The sequence below is a fragment of the Citrobacter amalonaticus genome, assembly GCF_018252635.1.
GTDB classification, from domain to species: Bacteria; Pseudomonadota; Gammaproteobacteria; order Enterobacterales; family Enterobacteriaceae; genus Citrobacter_A; species Citrobacter_A amalonaticus_E.
The window spans coordinates 1-380 of sequence record NZ_JAGTXM010000051.1 but is presented as its reverse complement, the minus strand read 5'-3'; the positions used below and the strand labels follow the sequence as shown (position 1 = coordinate 380).

General features: G+C 63.7%; 1 protein-coding gene. It reads left to right on the top strand.

Annotation, left to right across the window (positions count from 1 at the left end):
* Nucleotides 1–13: 13 nt before the first annotated feature.
* Nucleotides 14–380: penicillin-binding transpeptidase domain-containing protein (locus tag KE671_RS22670; RefSeq protein ID WP_211986819.1), on the top strand; the 367-nt coding region annotated here is incomplete at its 3' end.

Genomic DNA, 380 nt, shown 5'->3' with positions numbered 1-380 from the left:
GACGAGACCAGGCATGCACCTGGGTGCCTCCAATATCTCCGTCGAACCCGGGACCGGACACATCGAGACGATGGTGGAGAACAAGAGCTTCGACGAGAGCAGCCAAGCCGGTCCCGGGACGACGGCGGTGAACTACAACACCGACTCCGCATACGGTGGATCCCAGGGGTTTCAAACAGGTTCGGCGTTCAAGGCGTTCACCATCGCCGCCTGGCTGGAAGCGGGACACAGCCTCTCGGAAACCGTGGACGCGTCCCACCACACTTTCCCGACGTCCGACTTCCACAGCAGTTGCGGCCCCATCTCAGGCCCGCCGTGGCAGGTCAGCAACGACGAAGGCTCCGCATCGCGGCTCAGCGTGATGTCGGCCACGGCGCAAT